We start from the raw sequence: 18648 nt of genomic DNA on the forward strand, positions 1-18648 counted from the left end.
TTTCGTATGAAGATAATACTTTTGAGAATTTCTATTTATTAAACAGTATAGATTTCTCAGTAAAACAATAAGCACCTATTCCACAATCAATATTCTATCTGCGTTAAAAGGCATATTGAAAACTGCATTTAAATGCAAAGGGGGTACCTGGTGTAAAATGAATTTCCTCTACCGGAGCAGGCTCATCATACAAGCGGGATTCAGTATTAAATTGTGTTTCATTCCACTCGGTATTCAATAAATTCTGCACTGAAAAAGCAATGTCAATTTTACTAAATGCATAACCAATATTTCCATCAAATACATTATACCCTTTTGCAACTACTGAGTAATCTTCATTGGCCGGTCTGTCGCCCATGCCTCTGTAATGCAATCCGCCATAAAATCCTTTTCCGGTATTATAAGTAATACCACCGGTTAATGTAAAAATAGGAGCAAGTGGAATATAATTTTCACCCTCTTCTTCATCCACTGATCGTGCGTAAGCATAGGTAAAATCAGAATACATAAATAAGCCTTTGGTAATTTGAAAACGTACACCTGCATCTACTCCACTGCGCCATGTTTTACCACTGGGTTCCACCACACCTGCATCACCTACATATACAAATTCCTGCTCAAGAAATAAAGTCCAAACTGCTACATTCACCAACACATTTTGCGAAGGTTTCCATAATACGCCTAAATCAGAACCTATTGATTTTGGCAATGCATTTTCTACATTCTCATAAATAATAGTGCGTGTATCGTTGGAATGAAATCCCATACCAGATTTAAAATAATATTGAATGGTATTATTGGGATTATATATCAGATTAAATTTTGGACTTACTATCGCTTTTGATTGTGATTCGTTTGTATATAATTCTGCGGTTTTATCATCATACATAAAATTAAAATAATCAACTCTTACACCCGGATTAATTAAAAAATCTCCAAAAGCAAATTCAAGATCGAGATAACTATATACATTTAATTCATTAATAATTCCAGATTGAATTACCTCTAATTCTTCTGTTCGGTTTACCGTATGTGATAATCCAATTTCATTCACCTGATCATTGCGCAAACCGATAGCAGCTTTCAGTGTAATATCAACTGCACCTTTTTGTATTTCATGTAATAATTCAGAAACACCACCATATAAATTTCGATTTTCGTATTGTCTGATTTGATCACCATTAATTGAATCTTCTAAAAAATAAGTGAAGTTGGAAAACAATTCGAAATCATAATTCACAAAATAAATAGTATTCTGAATTGAAGTATTGCGATTGATATATTTGTTATACTGCAAAGCAATATTTCTTCTGCCGGTATTTCCACCTTCGGTAGAATCTATAGCACCAAATCTGCCAATTTCTTCCACTGCTCTGTTTGGTATTTGACCGCTTGCATCCCAACTGCTATTAAATGCAGAAGCGGTGAAAATTATTTTATCCTTATTTGCTAAAATGCCGCTGTATTTTATCATTCCACTATATCGTCTGAAATTCTGAGAAGCAATGAATGGTCCATCGGTATTAATATTCTCTCCTGCAAAATACAAGTGATGATTTTTGGTATTCAGTAGATTTAATAAACCAACTAAACGCATTGTATTAAAACTTCCAAATTCTGTTTTAATAATACTTTCTTCAGGCCTTTCCACAGTATGAAAATCTATATATGCTGCAGTATTTAAATTACCATGATCAGCATAATATGCGCCTTTACCAAAATCAATAAATTGAATTGTTTCTGGAATAACAAAATGCAAATCAGCATATCCTTGTCCATGCGCATGCGAAACCATATTCACCGGAACACCATCAACTGTAACTGCTACATCTGTTCCGTGATCAATATCAAATCCACGTAAAAACATTTGTTCTGCTTTGCCACCACCGGCATGTTGGCCGATAAATAAGCCGGGTACTTTGCGCAATAATTCCTGACTTGAATTTACAGGCATTGTAAGTAAATCCACTTTAGAAATCACATTGAGTGATTGCACCGAAGGCGAAATAACTACGGCATTTAATTCCACTGCATTATCAGGTAAAGTAATTTTAATTTCCTCATCATTTTGCACAACAAAAATTGTAGAAGCATATCCAATATGACTGATATTTAAAGTATCGCCAATTGCAATTCCGGTGATAGTAAATTCACCATTAATATTTGTATGTGCATGTTCTGTATTTGTAGTATTGGTTAAATACACATCTGGAATAGTTACACCGTCATTATCATAAATTACACCATGCAATGATTGCGCATTTGTTTTAACTATTACAACTGAGAATAAAAAAAGTAGTATAAAATTTTTCATTGTTTTAGAATTGAATTGTTAAAAATCTTTCCACTGTCCACCACAACGAAATCAATAACACAGAAAGAGAAATAGGAATAATAATGCGCCTGCGATACCAAATTTTCTTAGAAAAATTATAGCTGATAGTTATAAATGCGAGAAGAATAATTGTTGCCTGACCTAACTCCACACCAACATTAAATCCGATTATTGCTTCCAGGAATGCATCGTTGGGAATTCCTGTTTCCGCAAGCGCACCGGCGAAACCCATTCCATGAACTAAACCAAAAACAAAAATGGTAATCAATCGGGCTCCGGTTACTTTATCTCTGTAAATATTTTCTATAGCAAGCATTGCAATTGAAAGTGCTATCAGAGTTTCAACAATACTACCCGGTGGATTAATAATTCCTGCGGCTGTTAATCCAAGTGTAATAGAGTGCGCAAGTGTAAACATACTCGCCTGAATTAAAACGGATTTCAGATTTTTATTTAAAAAGAAAATACACAGAATAAATAAAATATGATCTAAACCCAAAGGCAAAATATGTTTAAACCCAAGCAACACATAATCAATAAATACTCTATTACCACTTGTTTCTTCCAGCGTATAATTTATAGTATGTGCGGATACACTGATGCCAAGCAATAGCAACCCGCAAAAGATCAAATACTTTTTCATCATTTGAATTTTACAGGAGCATTAAATACTTGAAAACACTTTGTTATAGTATGGCGAAATATTGCTTGCTGATTCCGCATACTTTTCTGCATTTGCTACATCCCCATTGCTGTTATAAATCAATGATGCCTTATATAAATAATCACTGTTTTGAATTCCGGTTACAAGCATTTTGTCTGCATACATTTTTGCAGTTTGCATATCACCACTCTTATAACTAATCCATGCAGCAAGTGCATTTGCATCTATATTATTCGGACGCATTTCTAAATCTTGCAATGCATACTTCATTGCATTTTTTAAATCATTTGCTGCAAAATATGCTTGTGCTAATTCTCTTGCACTATGATGTTTTACCACATAATTTTTCTGCTCTTTTTCACCATCTAATAATAACTCAAGCACATCTTCATTAATTTCTTTTGCTTTTTTTGTATTACCGGATAATTGATAAGCTTCTGCAAGCATACTTACATAATGTGATTCACTTCTGATAGTAATAGCTTGTTCTAAAAGATCAATACTTTGCTTATAATCTCCTTCTGTCATTGCCACTTTTGCAAGTCCGGCAAGTGCAGGAGTATAATCCGCACGATATTGTAATGAAGTATTATAAATTTGTTTTGCAATATCCAATTTGCCCATGGTAAAATAAATATCACCCAAAGTAACTCTTGCCCATTCTGTATTTTCCATACCGGCAACACCTGCAGTTACAGCCATTTTCATTGCATCAATGGCACCTGCATTATCACCATAAATCTGGCGTATATAAGAAGCTCTTGCATAAGAGCGGATATCCGGTTTTAAACTCAACATGGCATCACATGCTTTTACTGCTTCATTATAATTTCCTAACTCAACATTTGCATCTGTAAGTGCACCATACACGGTTGCATTATGGTTATTTAAAGCCAATGCATTTTGCGCTGTATTTAAGGCCATACCAAATTGATGTAAACTTAAAAGCACACCACTCTTCATACTCATTGCAAGATAGAGGTTATCATTATTTCCCATACTCTGATCAATTACATGATTCAACATGCGCAATGCAGCATCATTATAATACGCTCCATTTCCAGTAATGCGAGCTTCGGCAATATATACTGAAGCAATAGTGAGAAATTGTTTGATATCATCGGGATGTTTTTCTAAAACTAAAATTGCATTATCAAAACGAGTATGTAATTCTTCATATTCCGTTTCTGAACCTGCGGCAATATCTCTGTCAATTAAATCAGGAATTTCAATTCCGCTAAATGTTTGTGCTGTGTTGCCTTGTGTATTGGAACATGCAGAAAATTGTAACGTGGTAATACCGATTGCTGAAACCAGAATTACAGTGTAAAATATTTTTTTCATTGTGGTAACTTTTTGTGTTGTAAAAAAAATGTGTGGGTGATACCTGCGCACCACCCACACAATGAAAACTATTTGGCGATTACTATTTTATTAATAATCTGATTTGTACTATTATTCATTTCAAGGAAATACATTCCTGAAGGAAGTGATTGTACATTTAAATTAACTGTTTGTATGCCATCATAAGCGGCAAAAGATTGTTGTAGAAATACTTTACCTGTAATATCCAAAACACGGGCAGTTGATGCTCCCTGCATTGCATAAGTTATTTGCAATACATCCTTTGCAGGATTTGGAAATACTTCGGCAAAAGATTCATTGTTTGCAATTCTGCCACATCCTTCTCCAGTAGTAGTGAAAGAATAAATAGCAGATACAACTTTACCCGTTGTAGCACAAATAGCGGATACCTTAAAACGGTAAGCGGTACATGGCATTAAATCAGTAATAGTTAATGATCCTTCTGTGGTAGTTACTGTAGTAAACATACCTGATCCCACTGCAGCATATTTTATATCGTATGCTAATGAACCGTTTAAAGTCCAACTTAAAACCGCAGAATTATCTGTGATAGAAGTTGCTACTAAATCTGTAGGTGCAGAACAATCGCCGGCAGTAGCAAAATAATCAACCACTACTCCACTGCATTTTCCTGTACCACTCCAAGGAGTTTGCACATAAGGAAATTCAGCTTTGAAAGAAGTATCGTTACTTTCTACACCGGTAGTATAACCTAATACATTCAACAAATCGGTAGTAACCGGAGATGGTGAAGTCCCAGGAATATAATCATCATACCACAAACCGATTGCGGCTAATACTACACCGCTCACTGCTTGTAATTCAATGCGAGTTACATCATCTTCCAAACGACGACCATTTGGAAATCCATCCATATTCGGAATAAATTCCAAATCTGCAGTTGCTGTATAAATAGGATCAGTAAGTCCTAACACAGCCGCTTGAATAAGTCCAAGAGAACTAAATGCAGGATCGTTTCTATCCGTTGGAGGAACTGCCATATTCAATCGCAACATATCACCTCCGTTAGGAAGAAAGTTATTGATGAAAGGCTTACCATCAGCTAATGGGTTACCATCTAACTTACCTGTTGCCAATTGATAAGGGGCAAGATTAGGAGCACCTGTTAAAAATAGCGGCCAAAGGTCAACTGAACGAGGCTTACCGGCAGCAGGTAATAACAGTGTTCCGAAAATAGCATCATCTAATGCAGTTCCAGCTACAGCTGCAGAACCTTTTAAACCATATAAACCATCAGCTCCATTTGAAAAATCATAAGCACCTAAAGATGCAGTTTGAATACGTAATGCTGAAAATCCTGGAACGGCTCCACCAAACAAATCGTCATCCATGTACAATGCAAGTTCAGGGTTGTAGAAATATTCAGAGTGTGAAGCATCTTCTGCATATGGAGAAAGAGAATTCCAATAATCTTTTTCACCAATTGGAATTACAGCTTCATTAGTAAGCGGCATACCTAAACGAGAAACTTGAATCCATTCACCGGAATCAGAAACAGTTCCATCAGTATTTAAAGTACGCATTGCAGGGCGGCTTGCACTTGCCCAAACACCAATCACAAAATTACCGTCTAAAATATTTTCTGCATCATCGGCACTCAGACCATCTTTTTGCAAAAGAGAAATAGGAATTTTTAATGCGATGGAATGTACATTTAAACAAGCCACGCCGTCATGCGGCATACCATCAGCACGAGGTGCATCACCCAAATCGAAAATACCACCGAGGTCCACAAAAAATGGATCATCTGCAGGACCTGCATACACCATTTCACCACCATCTGTGGTAGCAATAGCGCCTGCTATTAATTCCGCATAAGTAGTTCCTAATCCTACAACAGGATCTGAAATGGAACGATCACCAATATTGTTTGGTGGTACAATACCATCTGTAATAATTGTAGTGAAGGAAGCACCACCATCAATACTCTTTTGAAGAGTGTAGGTAGTCTTCAGATTCTGAGCGCCAAGACGAATATTAAAAAACGTTGTTGGATCTTCATTCATCTGACTAAAAGTGAAACGATAAATAATATCATCACCGGTTGTGTTAATATCATTATCAATATGAATTTCGTAGCGAATATTTTCACCAAAGCTTGCATAGTTTGGTCCGCCATGCGGCAATTGTAACGGAATATAATTCGCTATAATGGTGATCGTGTTGGGATCATCCGGACTGCGAAAGGCATACAAGTCGGTATTATCCGCCAGCGGATCTCCCGATATCATCGGTGCCTCCCTGTGGCTGGATGCCATTGCAGTAAAAGCCATTGCGCCGGCAATTAGCATGGTGCTTAGCTTTTTACTTGTGTTATTTAAAATATTTTTCATATAATTTGATTTAAAAATGGATTAATCGAAACTTACATCTGTGCCTCTCCAAGGAGCAGCCACATAAGGAAATGAAGATTGAAATGGCTTATCATTTGCCTCCACTCGTGTTGTGTAATAAATGTTTTTAAGCAGATCACTTGTCAATGGAGTAGCAGAGGTAGCAGGATCATAATCATCATACCACAAACCAATTGCGGCTAATACGATTCCACCGACAGCTTGCAACTCAATACGAGTTACATCATCTTCCAGGCGACGACCGTTAGGAAATCCATCCATATTAGGAATGAATTGCAAATCTGCAGTTGTATTATAGTCTGAGTTAATTAATCCCAAAACCGCAGCAAATAATAATCCTTCAGAACTGAATAAAGGATCCATGCGGTCTGTTGGCGGTACAGCCATATTAATACGCAACATATCACCACCTGAAGGCAGGAAATTGTTGATGAATGGTTTGCCGGGAGCTAATGGGTTTCCTTCTTTGCCTGTGGCTAATTGGTAGGGTGCAAGATTAGGTGCACCGGTATAAAACAAAGGCCATAAATCAACCGAACGTGGACTTCCAGCAGCAGGTAATAACAGCGTTCCGAAAATAGCATCATCCAAAGCTGTTCCGGCTACGGCATCAGTTCCTTTTAATGCATACAATCCGTCCTGACCATTGCCAAAACCATAAGCACCTAAAGAATTTTTCTGAATGCGCAATTTTTTAAATTGAGGCACTGCACCACCAAATAAATCATCATCCATATACAATGCTAATTCAGGGTTATAGAAATACGCATTATGTGCAGCATCTTCAGTGTAAGGTGTTAATGAATTCCAATAATCCTTTTCTCCAATTGGAATAATAGCCTCATTCGTTAAAGGCATTCCCAAACGAGAAATCTGTACCCAATCGCCAGAAACAGTTTCAGTACCATCTCCATTTAATGTGCGCATAGCAGGTCGGCTTGAGCTAGCCCAAACACCGATTACATAATTGCCGTCAAGAATATTTTCAGCATCATCCGCACCTAAACCATCTTTTTGCAACATGTTAATAGGTATTTGAATAGCGATGGTATGGCAGTTATAATACCCTAAACCATCTCTGGGATTTTCACCCTGACGAGGTGCGTTACCCAAATCGAAAATTCCACCAAGATCCACAAAGAAAGGATCATCAGCAGGACCACAAAATACTTTTTCACCAGTTGCAGAGGTCGTAATTGCATTGGTCATCAGTGTTTCGTAAGTAGTACCTAAACCAACTACTGGATCTTCAATAGAACGAGCACCAATGTTTGGCGGAGGTACAGTGCCATCAGTTACGATAGCTGTAAATGAAGCGCCACCATCAGTACTTTTTTCCATAGTATAGGTAGTCTTTAAATTTTGAGCACCTAATCGGATGTTAAAAAAAGTGGTGGGATCTTCATTCACCCGAGTAAAAGTGAATCGGTAAATAATATCATCACCTACAGTGGTAACATCATTGTCAATATGAATTTCATATCTGATGTTTTCACCAAAGGTGTGATAATTAGGCCCGCCGAAGGGCAATTCTGCCGGAATGTAATTGGCAATAATGGTAATTGTATTCGGATCATCCGGACTCCTGAATACATACAAATCGGTGTTGTCAGCCAACGGATCATTGGCAATAAAGGGCGCTTCCCTATGGCTTGAAGCCATCAGAGAACTAAACCCTAACACCGAAACTAAACCTGCAAAGCAGGTATGTTTGGCAAGCTGAAAAAGCTGCGGTACATAACGTTTCATTTTGTAAAATTTAATGTGAAATAAAATTTGATATCGAGTTACCTACGAGGGTAATCTGCATTCAGATTTTTAAACTCACATTTTTTTTGAAACGGGCAGAAATGATTAGAACTATAGAAAGGAATTATGCGGATTTAAAAATTCACGCAGATGTATTGAGAAAAGTAATAACTGCTTTTGCGCAATAGGGTAGTAATTGATGAAAATATCTTATAAAGAAAAAGGTGCCTGCATTTGCAAACACCTGTATTAATAAAATAAAATATTTCTGTTTAATTACCTTCCAATGCAGCAGCTCCACTTACGATTTCTGTAAGCTCTGTTGTAATTGCTGCTTGTCGTGCACGGTTGTATTGAATTTTAAGATCACGCAATAAATCATTGGCGTTTTCACTTGCCTTATCCATAGCCGTCATACGTGCACCATGTTCAGAAGCATTGCTATCAAGTATATATCTGAAGAAAGTGGTATTTAAAATTTTCGGAACCAGCTCTTCAATTAATTTGAATTTATCCGGATCGAAAATATAATCGGTATTAGAAGTTTTTGTGGTTTCAGATTCTACTTTTTTTATGGGCAGGAATTGTTCTGTTTCCAAGATTTGAGTAGCTGCATTTTTGAATTTATTATAGATAACGAATACCTCATCATATTGCCCGCTAACAAAGCCGGATTTAATATGTTCCGTTGCTTCTGTAACCGATTCAAAACTTACTTTATGGAACAAATGCTGAAAGCTTGTATTCAAGTTGCAACTACTTCTCTTTAATTGGTCGTATCCTTTTTTTCCAACAAATATCAGATGAATATTTTGCTGAGGTAATTTGCTGTATCGCTCATCAATCAATCGTTTTGCAGCTTTTACTACATTGGTATTGAAAGCACCGCACAATCCTTTGTCGGAAGTAATAATTACAATCAAAGGATGTTTTACTTCCTTTTCTTTAGCGAATTCAATGTTTATATCACCTTGCGTTGCAGCGGCAATATTCGAAAGCATTTCGCCCATCTTAATTGCATAAGGACGCATTTGTAAAATAGCATCCTGTGCTCTACGCAATTTTGCAGCACTAACCATTTTCATCGCTTTGGTTATTTGCTGTGTATTGGTAACGCTGGTTATGCGTAATCGTACTTCTTTTAATTTACCCGACATAAGCTATATTAAACTGCAACGTATTTTTTGGCCATATCCTTACCCACTTTTTCAAGTGTGTGCGTAATCTCATCTGTCATTTTCCCAGCTTTCAAATCATTTAAAATTCCTTGATGATGTGTTTCCATATTTGCAATAAAGGTGGTTTCAAATTCATGAATTTTATCTACCGGAACATCGCTAAGTAATCCACGTGTTCCCAAATAAATAATCGCAATTTGTTTTTCAACCGCCATTGGTGAATATTGTTTTTGTTTCAATATCTCCACATTGCGTTTCCCCTTATTTATCACCGCCATCGTAGCGGCATCCAAATCAGAACCAAATTTTGAGAACGCTTCTAATTCTCTGTACTGCGCTTGATCGAGTTTTAAAGTACCCGCTACTTTTTTCATAGATTTAATCTGTGCATTTCCACCCACACGAGATACCGAAATACCAACGTTAATTGCGGGGCGAACACCTGAGTTAAATAAGTTTGACTCAAGGAATATCTGTCCATCCGTAATTGAAATTACGTTTGTAGGAATATATGCAGAAACATCACCTGCTTGAGTTTCAATAATTGGCAATGCAGTTAATGAACCACCACCTTTTACTTTACCTTTCAGAGAGGCAGGCAGGTCATTCATTTGAGAAGCGATTTCATCATTCTCAATAATTTTTGCGGCACGTTCTAATAAGCGACTGTGCAGATAAAACACATCACCGGGGTATGCTTCACGACCAGGAGGACGACGCAATAAAAGAGATACTTCACGATAGGAAACTGCCTGCTTAGAAAGATCATCATAAATAATCAGTGCAGATCTTCCTGTATCACGGAAAAATTCTCCGATGGCAGCACCTGAAAACGGCGCATAGAATTGTAAAGGAGCAGGATCAGAAGCCGAAGCCGCAACAATAACTGTATACCCCATTGCACCATTATCCTGTAATGTTTTAGCAACCTGCGCAACAGTTGAATTCTTTTGTCCGCAAGCAACATAAATACAATACACAGGATTACCTGCTTCAAAAAATTCTCTTTGATTAATTATCGTATCAATTGCAATTGCAGTTTTACCTGTTTGTCTGTCACCAATAATTAATTCACGTTGGCCACGACCAATCGGAATCATTGCATCAATTGCTTTTATTCCGGTTTGTAAAGGTTCCTTTACCGGCTGACGATAAATTACGCCTGGAGCTTTGCGCTCCAAAGGCATTTCAAACAATTCGCCTGAAAGAGGTCCCTTGCCATCAATAGGTTCTCCAAGTGTATTTAACACACGGCCCACCATACTTTCACCAACATTAATGGAAGCAATTTTTCCGGTACGGCGCACGGTATCACCTTCTTTTATTTGATCCGAAGCACCCATCAATACCGCTCCCACATTATCTTCCTCTAAGTTAAGTACGATTGCACGCACTCCACTTTCGAACAAAACAAGTTCGCCGCTTTTTGCATTTCTTAATCCATAAATGCGGGCAATTCCATCACCCACTTGTAGTACGGTTCCCACTTCTTCTAAATCAGAAGCAGTTTTAAAGTTTGACAATTGTTGTCTGAGAATCGCCGATATCTCATCAGGTTTTACATCAACCATAATTCGTTATTATAAAAGTTTAAAATTTGCGTATATAATCGTTGTTGTCGAATTCATCTTTCAGAATAGCTAACCCACGGCTTATACTTGTATCAATTAATTTATTATCAAAGCGCAGAATATATCCACCGATTAATGACTCGTCAACTTTTTCAGTTAATTCTATATGAACAAGGTTTGCCTGAATTTTCAACCGCTCTATAATTTCATTGCGCAATGCAATTGAAATTGGTTTTGCAGTAGTAATGGTAACAGGTGTAATTTGTTTTTTTTGATTGTATTGAACAATAAATGCATCAATAATTTCAGGTAAGTAAGATTCTCTCTTTTTACGCACCATTATCGAAAGCCAGTTCTCCGTGATTGCATGTATTTTATTTGCAAATATTGCTTCAATTACACTATGCTTATCATCCGTATTTACTATTGGACTTTTAAGCATTAAATAAAATTCTCTGCTTTCATCCGTTGCAATATTTAACTGGCGGATATCTGCAAACACTTCCTCCAATAATCCCTGCTCAATTGCAAGATCCAAAAGTGATTTAGCATAACGTGTGGCAATACGACTTACTGACATAGTTTATGCTTTATTTTATTTTTATTTCATCCACCATCTGGCGTACAAAGTCTTCCTGATCTTTTTCCAAACTCAATTCACGGCGCAATACTTTTTCACTTACTTCCAGCACCATTTTACCGACACTATTTTTTATTTCAATTAGTGCCGCCATTTTTTGATTATCAATTTGACGTTGAGCTTCGGATACAATGCGGTTATATTCGCTATTCGCTCTGTCTCTTGCTTCAGTTATAATTTGTTCTTTCGATTCCTTTGCATCACGCAACATTTTCGAGCGCTCTTCTCTTGCTTCATTTAAAATGCGCTCGTTATCTACTTTCAAATTTGCCATTTCTTCACGGGCTTTTTCAGCGCTGAGCAAAGAATTGGTGATGTGATTTTCACGATCACGTAAAGCATCGCCAATGGGTTTGAATGCAAATTTCCAAAGTATAAAGAATACAATGAGAAACACTAACACAGTCCAGATAAATAAACCCGGATCCGGTTTTACTAAATCAAGAGCATCAATCAGAAGAAACATATATTTTAATAGTTATTGTTTTTAAAAATTCCCCGGTATAGCCAACCGCCTTCCCGGGGATGTAGTTTGTGTGGATTACCCTTGTAAAAGAGCTACTACCACTGCAAATAAAGCAACACCTTCTACAAGTGCCGCAGCGATGATCATGTTTGCACGGATATCGCCTGTTGCTTCCGGCTGGCGGGCAATTGCCTCAACAGCGCTTCCGCCGATACGGCCTACACCGATGCCTGCTCCGATAGCAGCGATACCTGCACCAATAGCTGCGATGCCGTTGATGGATGCTTCTTGCATAATTGTCATTAATTCCATTGTTACTGGTTTTTTATTGTGATAAATAATATCCGTTAAATAATTGGCCCTGGTTCATGCGGCTCCACATGATGATCATGAGATTCAAGAGCTAAGGCAATAAATAATGCACTCAACATCGTGAAAATAAATGCTTGTAAAAATCCTACAAGCAATTCCAAAAAGCTCATGAAAATTGCAAATGGCACTGCGATTAATGCACCTGTCAATCCGCCACCTAAACTTTCACCTGCATTTCCAAAAGTAAATACTAGCCCAATCAAACTCAACACTATAATATGTCCGGCAGTAATGTTTGCGAACAAACGTATCATTAAGGCAAAAGGCTTAATAAAAATACCCAGAATTTCTATTGGCACCAAGATAAATTTAACCCCCAAAGGCACTCCCGGAGGCCAAAAAATATGTTTCCAATAATCTTTTGTTCCGTTAATATTAGTAATTACAAATGTCATTAATGAAAGCGCCATTGTAATTGTAATATTTCCTGTTAGGTTAGGGTTTGAAATAAAAGGGATAAGTCCTAATATATTTGCAATCCAAATAAAGAAAAATAAGGTGAGCATATAAGGTAGAAACCTGTCTGTCTGATCACCTAAGTTTGGCCTCACTACATCTTCTCTAACAAAAAGAATTATAGGCTCCATTAAACTTTGTAAACCCGATGGCGCTTTTCCTGTATTGCGTTTATATGCATTAGCTACAGAAATAAATATAATCAACATAATTGCGCATGTGATTAAAAGTGTAGCAACATTTTTTGTGATTGAAAGATCATAAAATTTAGAGCCATCCGCTGTAGCAACTCTATCATGGGACATCACATATCCTTTATAGGAATCAATAGCATGATGCTCCGTAGTTTCCGTATGCATTTCTTCTATAGTACCACCTTCGGATTCTTCTGCATGTATTTCAATATGCTCTTCAGATATTGCTTCAGTAGAATGAGCCTCAGGTAGTTTAGAGGACATAAACATATCCAAACCCCTTTCCGGATGATACACAATAATTGGAAGTGGAATTGTAAAATTCCCTACAATATGCCATGTGTTTGCATCGGCAATGTGGTGTAATGCAAATTCTTTTGCATTGAATTCACCTTCAGCTTTGGCCATAGAATTTCCTATTCCAAAAAATAGAAAACACGAGCCTATTAATAAGTATTTCACAACTTTGATCATATATGGCTTTAAAAACCGCTGCAAAGGTAGATGTTTAAGCCTAAAAAAGGAAGGTATTTTCAGGATTATTCTAGAATGAATTTATATATGCAAAAAAAGCAAAAAATTTATAGGTTAGTGTTTTACAGCTTGCTGCTTGTGTTTATAGTAAGTTGCGCTCATTCGAATGAACAAAATCAAACTATGATTGAGACTGAATCCATTACAATACAAATAAAAGATAGTTTGCCTCCTCCCCCTGGTAAACTCGAAAGTGAATTGATAGCTGCAGGGCTGGTAAATATTGCAGATATAATCCCTGGAATTTTGGTTGAGCTTAGGTATTCCACCACAAATAATTTTTTGAGAAAGGATATGTATGGAGACTTGATAAATGCATATTTACAAACTGATGTAGCCGATAAACTTAAGAAGGCAGAAAAATTATTGCAATTAAAAGATTCGACACTCACCTTGTTGGTGTATGATTGTGTAAGACCATTGCATATACAGCAATTAATGTGGGACAGTTTGGATGTGCCATTGGCAGAGAAGAAAAATTTTCTCAGCAATCCCACAAATAAATCTCTACATAATTACGGTGCCGCTGTTGACTTAACTATTGCAACTATTCAGGGTGTGCCTTTAGATATGGGAACTCCTTATGATTTTATCGGGCAATTAGCTTATCCCACACTTGAAGAACAGATGTTGAAAGAAGGGAGGTTAACTGCAGATCAAATTGCGAATAGAAAATTATTGAGGTCGGTAATGTTTCAATCCGGATTTACAGGAATAGAAAGTGAATGGTGGCATTTTAATTCTTGCACAAGAGAAGAAGCAAATATGCGCTATAAAGTAATTGAATAAGAAGAAAAATTACTTACAATCTGAATCTTAATAGTCCAGCCGCAGCAGATACATAAGGAGAACTCTGACCAAACCATGTAGTAACATCTCTTGAAGCAACACCAATTTCCCAAATGCCGAAGTCAAGACCTAAACCAAAAGGAATTGCACTTTTATAACCACCGCCAACTGCAATACCGGAAGAAATTTTTAAAATTTTCAATACACGCAATTCAGCACCTAAACCAAAGTATGGTTCGGGGTAACTATTAGCAACTTCTACTAACGGCATTACCAGATCGGCACCCAATTGCAGGTTATTAAAAATGCGGTATCCAATCCCCAGCCTCAATGTTGTAGGCATTGACACACTTATTTTTTCAATACCATTATATTGAATGAGGTTTTCTTCATTTACAATATCATACATCATATCCACCGGATTGGTATTATCCAATCCTGAAAAACTCACAGTATCCAAAACAAAATCATTAAATGATATCAGGTTGGCGGTATAATTCATAGTACCGATGTTTACTACGGAAATTCCCACATCCAAATCTTTAAAGAGCGTAATATTTGCCCCCAAATCAAATCCCAAACCTTTACCCACAGGTTTGTAATTATTATAAATCTGAGAAGGTGTTTGTGTAGTTGTCAAATCAAATGGATTGTTTGAAATAGCAGTGTAACCACCAAGAAAATTTTCGTTTGCATTCAAATCATAGTAAGCATAGCTCAACACATACTTAGCACCAATTCCTAATCGCACTTTTATAAATTCATTTTCATAAACCTGCATTCCCCAACCGGCATTAAAAGTCATATCCGCAGATCCTTTTATTCTAGTTCCTTTTGCCAATTGATAAAACGAAAGTGGGTTATTAGCTACACCAAAAGTATCCTGTGGTGTTAAAACAATTGTATCAAAATAATTTGCATAATTATATCCTTCAAAAATTAATGAAGAAGCCTGCTCTCCTAATATAGAATAATGTGAAGCATGTAAATCCACCGCAAAAGCAAGTGCACCGGCTTTACCAATTTTGAAACCAAGACCGAATGCCCGCACATCATAATTTACTGTCATCCCTTCTTCGGCAAATGATTGCCCAAGCTCTTCAGCCTCTTGCGATGTGATAGGGTTTTTTCTCCCAAATAACATATTTCGCACATCTGTTTTTTTAAGTGCTTCGGAATAAAACGAAATATTTGTTTCACCAATTCCGAGTGTAAGAGAAGTATGCTTGGCAAAGGAATCAATATTAGCAGGATTAATTCCCAAAGCTTGATAGTCGGTAGCAAAAGTAGTTGCAGTTCCACCTCTTCCGGTATTGATATAAGACGTGCCTTCTGTTTGAGTAAATGCAATCTGTGAAAAAAATCCGAGAAAAATTAAATACAGATTACGCAGTGATATATTATTCATATTTACAAAGTTGCCCGTAAAACGTAAAATCTATTTTACAATTATCAACAACTAAAAAACTAATTGTAATCACACACGGATATAATCAAAATATCTATTCGAATAAATTATTAAAAAACAAGAAATGTATTTGAATGATTACTTCTCTACCACTTCCTCTTCTTCCATGTTCAAACGAAATCCATTGCCATGAATATTTACAATTTCGAGTGTAGGATCATCCTTTAAATACTTGCGCAATTTTGTTACAAACACATCCATACTACGGGCAGTAAAATAATCGTCTCTACCCCAAATTTGTTTTAATGCTTCTTCACGATATAAAATATCATTTACTTTCATACAAAACATGCGCAACAATTCTGATTCTTTAGGAGATAGTTTTTCCTGAATACCCTCATGAGTGAGTATGCGTGATTTATAATTGAAATGATATTTCCCCACCTGAAATTCTTTCTGCTGATTGTTTTGTTTTAGTCTGCCACGTTTTAATACAGCACTTATCCGATACAATAATTCTTCGCTATTAAAAGGTTTGGTGATGTAATCATCTGCACCCAATTTAAACCCTTCTATAATATCTTGTTGCAAAGTTTTTGCAGTTAAAAAAATGAGGGGAATTTCAGGGTTCATGCGCTTAATTTCTGTAGCTGTTGTGAAGCCGTCTTTCTTAGGCATCATCACATCCAGAATACAAAGATTAAAATCATCTTTCTTAAAAATCTCAATACCTTTTTCACCATCGGTAGCAAGTGTTACATTAAAATCATTCATGGTGAGATAATCTTTTAATACGGCTCCAAAATTAGGGTCGTCTTCTACTAAAAGAATTCTTGTTTTTTGCTCTTCCATAGTTTTCTAGTTTGGTTTGTTAGGTTAATTATTAAAGGGTAAAAAAATATTAAATCTGCTGCCCTTTCCGGGATTACTTTTTACTGAAATAAGTCCGTTGTGTGCTTCCACTATCGCCTTCACATAAGTAAGTCCAAGTCCGAAACCCTGCACATTATGTAAGTTACCGGTAGGCACACGATAAAATTTTTCAAATATCATTTTCTGATGTTCCGCACTCATACCTATACCGGCATCTTGAATGGAAACATGCACTCCCTTATCATCGCTATCCGTAGTAATTTTTATTTCCACTTTATCGTCGGAATATTTTACAGCATTATCCAATAAGTTTGAAATCACATTCATCATGTGCACTTCATCGGCTACTATTTCGCAATTAACAGCATGTAATTCTGTGGTAATTTTTCCTCCGCTTTCTGCTACTCGCAAACTGATGTTTTCTACTGCCCGCTGAATGATGTCATGCATGTCCACTTCATCCGTACTTATTGCAATTTCATTTTTATCCAACAGCGCCATTTGCAATACTTTTTCCACTTGCCCATTCATGCGTTTGTTTTCTTCTTTTATCAAATGCGAATAGTATTTTACTTTTTCAGAATTACCTAAAATAGTCGGATTATTAATTGCATCCACCGCTAATGAAATTGTGGCAAGTGGTGTTTTAAATTCATGCGTCATGTTATTAATGAAATCACTTTTTATTTCAGATAATTTTTTCTGTCTGAAAATGATTTGCATGGTGTAACCAAACATCAGAATAATAATCGCAGTAAACAGCAGCGAACCAAACAACAATAATTTTACAGAGCTCATCAAATAGGTTTGCTGATTAGGAAAATCCACCAACAGGATATCCGAAGTCGTAAAAATATTTCCCGGAAATAAACTTGCTTTATATGGCGAATTAATAAGTGTAGTTTTTTGATCTGATGTTTGTGTTGAAAATAAATATTTATTATCCACTAAAACACCATAATGAAATTCGGTTTCAATACCTCTTGCTCCCAATTCTTCCAACAATAATTTATTTAAATATGCAGAGTCAATTTTTTCTGCCGGTGTAATTCCCTGGCTCATCATTTCCAACATCATTTGCTGCATCACTTCATTTAGTTTACCTGCATTCAGTTGAAATTGTTTATCTATTTCACTTAAAATATTTGAAGCTAATTCATCACCTGTTGAATATGGATCGCCGGAAATATTTCCATTAAATTCCATTGGTGTTAAATACATCGTTGGACGAGAACCGGAAATTCCTTCTGAAATAATTGTACCCCGAATACCCTTCAAATCCTGAGTAAGAATTTCGTTGGATTTTGTGTCCTTTACTATCTGTAAAATTATGCTGTCGTTTAATATTTGTTCTGCCGTTAAATCATCCACAGAAACTGCTGCATATAAACTATCAAATCCCGGATCTGCCAATTGCTTTTGAAACATAGTTGCTATCCAATGCTTCTCCGATTTTTCAGTTACCGTTTTTAATGCTTCCTGAACTTGAAAACTAAATATTTTTTCTTTTTGCGAAATGGTACTGTTAATCCAATACGCCTGTACCATGATTATACCGAGCAATGCGGTACTCATTAATCCAATGATAATCCAGATACGGCTTTTCTTCATCTCTACAAATCTACAATATGTTAAAATCGCTTTTGGGTGGTTTAACTAAATGTTAACAGAATTTAGTT

At 36.4% G+C, this 18648-nt stretch carries 15 protein-coding genes; 1 reads left to right on the forward strand and 14 read right to left on the reverse strand.

Going from position 1 to position 18648, the window contains the following annotated elements:
- Positions 1–103: 103 nt before the first annotated feature.
- The 11 genes from IPN31_04075 to atpB form a co-directional block, all read right to left on the reverse strand.
- The gene (locus IPN31_04075) at positions 104–2314 is read right to left on the reverse strand and encodes a TonB-dependent receptor plug domain-containing protein (GenBank protein MBK8681078.1); all 2211 of its coding nucleotides are present in this window, start codon (positions 2312–2314) and stop codon (positions 104–106) included.
- Between the two features lie 4 nt (positions 2315–2318).
- The gene (locus tag IPN31_04080; protein MBK8681079.1) at positions 2319–2978 is read right to left on the reverse strand and encodes a HupE/UreJ family protein; all 660 of its coding nucleotides are present in this window, start codon (positions 2976–2978) and stop codon (positions 2319–2321) included.
- Between the two features lie 21 nt (positions 2979–2999).
- A complete protein-coding gene (locus IPN31_04085; protein ID MBK8681080.1) occupies positions 3000–4343 on the reverse strand; it encodes a tetratricopeptide repeat protein in 1344 nt (447 codons plus the stop codon).
- A gap of 68 nt (positions 4344–4411) precedes the next feature.
- A complete protein-coding gene (locus IPN31_04090) occupies positions 4412–6718 on the reverse strand; it encodes a DUF4331 family protein (GenBank protein ID MBK8681081.1) in 2307 nt (768 codons plus the stop codon).
- A 21-nt stretch (positions 6719–6739) separates the two neighbouring features.
- Positions 6740–8488: a DUF4331 domain-containing protein gene (locus tag IPN31_04095; GenBank protein ID MBK8681082.1), complete on the reverse strand. Its 1749-nt coding sequence runs from the start codon at positions 8486–8488 to the stop codon at positions 6740–6742.
- A gap of 272 nt (positions 8489–8760) precedes the next feature.
- Positions 8761–9645, reverse strand: coding sequence for an ATP synthase F1 subunit gamma (atpG, locus tag IPN31_04100; GenBank protein MBK8681083.1), 885 nt, complete (start codon positions 9643–9645; stop codon positions 8761–8763).
- Between the two features lie 8 nt (positions 9646–9653).
- Positions 9654–11237 (reverse strand): F0F1 ATP synthase subunit alpha, encoded by a 1584-nt coding sequence (locus IPN31_04105; protein MBK8681084.1) that lies wholly within the window; start codon positions 11235–11237, stop codon positions 9654–9656.
- A gap of 19 nt (positions 11238–11256) precedes the next feature.
- Complete coding sequence (atpH, locus tag IPN31_04110) at positions 11257–11817, reverse strand: ATP synthase F1 subunit delta (GenBank protein ID MBK8681085.1); 561 nt, start codon at positions 11815–11817, stop codon at positions 11257–11259.
- A 10-nt stretch (positions 11818–11827) separates the two neighbouring features.
- Complete coding sequence (gene atpF, locus IPN31_04115; GenBank protein MBK8681086.1) at positions 11828–12343, reverse strand: F0F1 ATP synthase subunit B; 516 nt, start codon at positions 12341–12343, stop codon at positions 11828–11830.
- A 75-nt stretch (positions 12344–12418) separates the two neighbouring features.
- Positions 12419–12655, reverse strand: a complete 237-nt coding sequence (gene atpE, locus IPN31_04120) for an ATP synthase F0 subunit C (protein MBK8681087.1) — start codon at positions 12653–12655, stop codon at positions 12419–12421.
- 35 nt (positions 12656–12690) lie between these two features.
- Positions 12691–13827: a F0F1 ATP synthase subunit A gene (gene atpB, locus IPN31_04125; GenBank protein MBK8681088.1), complete on the reverse strand. Its 1137-nt coding sequence runs from the start codon at positions 13825–13827 to the stop codon at positions 12691–12693.
- A gap of 195 nt (positions 13828–14022) precedes the next feature.
- On the opposite strand from atpB, the gene IPN31_04130 reads away from it, so the two are divergent.
- Positions 14023–14688, forward strand: coding sequence for a M15 family metallopeptidase (locus IPN31_04130; protein ID MBK8681089.1), 666 nt, complete (start codon positions 14023–14025; stop codon positions 14686–14688).
- Between the two features lie 13 nt (positions 14689–14701).
- Here the strand turns inward: IPN31_04130 and IPN31_04135 are convergent, their stop codons facing one another.
- The 3 genes from IPN31_04135 to IPN31_04145 form a co-directional block, all read right to left on the reverse strand.
- Positions 14702–16096, reverse strand: a complete 1395-nt coding sequence (locus IPN31_04135) for a hypothetical protein (GenBank protein ID MBK8681090.1) — start codon at positions 16094–16096, stop codon at positions 14702–14704.
- 138 nt (positions 16097–16234) lie between these two features.
- Entirely contained in the window at positions 16235–16948 is a 714-nt protein-coding gene (locus tag IPN31_04140) for a response regulator transcription factor (GenBank protein ID MBK8681091.1), read from the reverse strand.
- Between the two features lie 24 nt (positions 16949–16972).
- Positions 16973–18580 (reverse strand): HAMP domain-containing histidine kinase, encoded by a 1608-nt coding sequence (locus tag IPN31_04145; GenBank protein ID MBK8681092.1) that lies wholly within the window; start codon positions 18578–18580, stop codon positions 16973–16975.
- Positions 18581–18648: the final 68 nt, after the last annotated feature.

The organism is Bacteroidota bacterium (assembly GCA_016715425.1).
Classification (GTDB): Bacteria; Bacteroidota; Bacteroidia; order Chitinophagales; family BACL12; genus JADKAC01.

What these genes read in the sequence shown, in the direction of transcription:
- IPN31_04075 (MBK8681078.1), bottom strand. Translation starts at nt 2,314, where the DNA reads ATGAAAAATTTTATACTACTTTTTTTATTCTCAGTTGTAATAGTTAAA.
- IPN31_04080 (MBK8681079.1), bottom strand. Translation starts at nt 2,978, where the DNA reads ATGAAAAAGTATTTGATCTTTTGCGGGTTGCTATTGCTTGGCATCAGT.
- IPN31_04085 (MBK8681080.1), bottom strand. Translation starts at nt 4,343, where the DNA reads ATGAAAAAAATATTTTACACTGTAATTCTGGTTTCAGCAATCGGTATT.
- IPN31_04090 (MBK8681081.1), bottom strand. Translation starts at nt 6,718, where the DNA reads ATGAAAAATATTTTAAATAACACAAGTAAAAAGCTAAGCACCATGCTA.
- IPN31_04095 (MBK8681082.1), bottom strand. Translation starts at nt 8,488, where the DNA reads ATGAAACGTTATGTACCGCAGCTTTTTCAGCTTGCCAAACATACCTGC.
- atpG (MBK8681083.1), bottom strand. Translation starts at nt 9,645, where the DNA reads ATGTCGGGTAAATTAAAAGAAGTACGATTACGCATAACCAGCGTTACC.
- IPN31_04105 (MBK8681084.1), bottom strand. Translation starts at nt 11,237, where the DNA reads ATGGTTGATGTAAAACCTGATGAGATATCGGCGATTCTCAGACAACAA.
- atpH (MBK8681085.1), bottom strand. Translation starts at nt 11,817, where the DNA reads ATGTCAGTAAGTCGTATTGCCACACGTTATGCTAAATCACTTTTGGAT.
- atpF (MBK8681086.1), bottom strand. Translation starts at nt 12,343, where the DNA reads ATGTTTCTTCTGATTGATGCTCTTGATTTAGTAAAACCGGATCCGGGT.
- atpE (MBK8681087.1), bottom strand. Translation starts at nt 12,655, where the DNA reads ATGGAATTAATGACAATTATGCAAGAAGCATCCATCAACGGCATCGCA.
- IPN31_04130 (MBK8681089.1), top strand. Translation starts at nt 14,023, where the DNA reads ATGATTGAGACTGAATCCATTACAATACAAATAAAAGATAGTTTGCCT.
- IPN31_04135 (MBK8681090.1), bottom strand. Translation starts at nt 16,096, where the DNA reads ATGAATAATATATCACTGCGTAATCTGTATTTAATTTTTCTCGGATTT.
- IPN31_04140 (MBK8681091.1), bottom strand. Translation starts at nt 16,948, where the DNA reads ATGGAAGAGCAAAAAACAAGAATTCTTTTAGTAGAAGACGACCCTAAT.
- IPN31_04145 (MBK8681092.1), bottom strand. Translation starts at nt 18,580, where the DNA reads ATGAAGAAAAGCCGTATCTGGATTATCATTGGATTAATGAGTACCGCA.